Consider the following 2,337-nt stretch of genomic DNA (forward strand, 5'->3'; position numbering starts at 1 on the left):
CGCTGAAGTAACGGTGCTACAGCGGTCTGACTTTCAGCAGCGCTAGCAGTTTTTGCCGTTAGGGGCAGCGGTGGATTGCCAAGGCTAAAACCCATCAAACTAATAGACATCATCAAACCTGCACCAAATTGAAATTGTTTCATGACAAACCTTATCCTCTGAATAGTGGCGTTGCTTAATAATGGAATGATTTTAAGAGTAGGTGCGCGCCTCCTAGGGCGAGTAAATCGCCCTTGGGTCGCACCTGTGGAATAGGCATCTTGCCTGTTCTTTATCTTTTGGGGCGGGCAGGATGCCCACTCTACTCCTATTCATTCAAAGATTCAGCAACGCCTGAATAGTTGCTTATAATTCAATATTAAATAGGCCATTTCAAACTGACTATAGCGAAAGGTCATATGGATACATGACGTTTGTCATGGAAATTTACCCATAAGTTTCATAAGCTGTAGAAGCAGTCATAAGCATTAAGTAAGCTGATGTCAGCTCGGACAACTCCTCAGGTTTCAACCATTAATCCTTCAATTCCCAAAATCCTGCGCTATGTGGAATGGGCATTCTTAGTCATGGTGACCCTGAGACTGATTTTTCCCATCCTGAATAAATCATTGCCCTATGAGGCCAATAACAGTAACTATCTAGTCTTCTGGGTATTTGGAGTTTTGGCCATTCTGAGCTTTTTCTTTCCAATTCGTCGCCCCATGTGGCAGCGACGAGCCTATATCTTTGCCGAAATTGGCTGTCTGTTACTGACACGTATCTTTACTCAGGTGGGTTTGGATCTTTTTCTCTTTCTATACTTAGCCAAAAGCTGTTTTCTGTTGCGTCGTCGGGACGTGCTCATCACGGTTGTTTTAGCCGGTATTGCCTGGCATATAGGTTTTGCGTGGTGGTTTATGAATGCTTTTCTAAGTGATATCTCAAATCCAATTGAAGAGCAGAAAGCTCTTTTTGAAGAGCGAGTAAAAATCATCCAAGAGGCTCCCCAAGTATTGCTTGCAGATATGATTTTCAATAACCTTGTACTCTATATTTCTATGAGCATACTTATTCTTCTGCTCTGTTTAACCTTGGTGGCTGAGTACAGGAGTCGTCAGCAAGCAATCGCCTTAACTCAGGAAGTTGAATTGCTAGCCGCAGATTTAGAACGCACCCGCATTGCTCGCGATATTCATGATTCATTGGGGCATACTTTGACCTCTCTTGATGTGCAGCTAGAATTAGCACAACGACTCTACGAACGAAACTCTAATAAGCTTCAACCAGCGTTAGACACAGCCAAACTGCTGGCCAGCCAATCCTTACAAGAAGTGCGTCGGGCAGTGACCACCATGCGAGAAGAGACCTTTGATCTCAATAAGGCCCTGCCACAGCTGCTGGAATCTTTTACATCCAACCCATCCATAACGGTTAAAAGCAAAATAGATTTGCCCCAGCTGCCCTTACAAACCAATCATCAGCTTTACTGTGTGCTTAAGGAAGGATTGGAAAATATCCGCAAACACAGTCAAGCCCAGGTTATTCACCTCCGGGGATATGCTTCTGCTGATGCGGTTATCCTTGAACTAAAGGACGACGGTATTGGCTTTGATATTGCTAAACCCACCCAGGGTTTTGGCCTCAGGGGTATGCAGGAGAGAGTTCAGCTGATAGGCGGATCGATACAATTAGATAGCACACCGGGACAAGGCAGCTGTATTCAGATTAGGATACCACGATGATTCGACTTCTATTGGCTGATGATCAACCCATCTTTCGTCAGGGACTGGCGGCACTGTTGTCCCTGGAGGATGATCTCGAGGTGGTGGGTGAAGCCAATCACGGTGAAGAGGCCATTGCCCTCACGGAGAGGTTACAGCCTGACATTATCTTGATGGATGTGCGGATGCCCATCTGCGATGGCGTGCAAGCAACCCGAGAAATCCATACCCGCTACCCCTGGATTCGGATTCTAGTCTTAACCACCTTTGACAATGATGACTATGTGTTCCAGTCTCTTCAGGCTGGGGCGTTGGGCTATTTGCTTAAAAGCACTCCAGCACCTAAGGTGGCAGCGGCCATTCGCAGTCTGAATCAGGGCTACAGCCAATTAGGTCCTACCATCGCTCCGAAGGTGTTTTCTCAACTGAATCATACCCAACCTGAACGGGAAAAAACAGATTATCATGCTCAATTCAATCAGCGGGAACTAGAGATCCTGAAGCTGTTGGGACAAGGTAAAAGCAATCGAGAAATTGCAGCCGCCCTTAATCTGACCGAAGGCACGATTAAAAATCATCTAACTAATATTTTCTGTGAGTTGGATGTTCGCGATCGCACTCAGGCTGCCCTCTGGGC

At 46.0% G+C, this 2,337-nt stretch carries 2 protein-coding genes; both read left to right on the forward strand.

The features are described from left to right. Positions 1–479 precede the first annotated feature (479 nt). Positions 480–1,721, forward strand: a complete 1,242-nt coding sequence (locus F6K37_RS38600) for a sensor histidine kinase (RefSeq protein WP_287256456.1) — start codon at positions 480–482, stop codon at positions 1,719–1,721. Beyond that, the coding region (locus tag F6K37_RS38605) for a response regulator (protein WP_287256459.1) at positions 1,718–2,337 on the forward strand (620 nt) is incomplete at its 3' end. The genes F6K37_RS38600 and F6K37_RS38605, both read left to right, overlap by 4 nt.

The organism is Moorena sp. SIO4E2 (genome assembly GCF_010671945.1).
Lineage (GTDB): Bacteria > Cyanobacteriota > Cyanobacteriia > Cyanobacteriales > Coleofasciculaceae > Moorena > Moorena producens.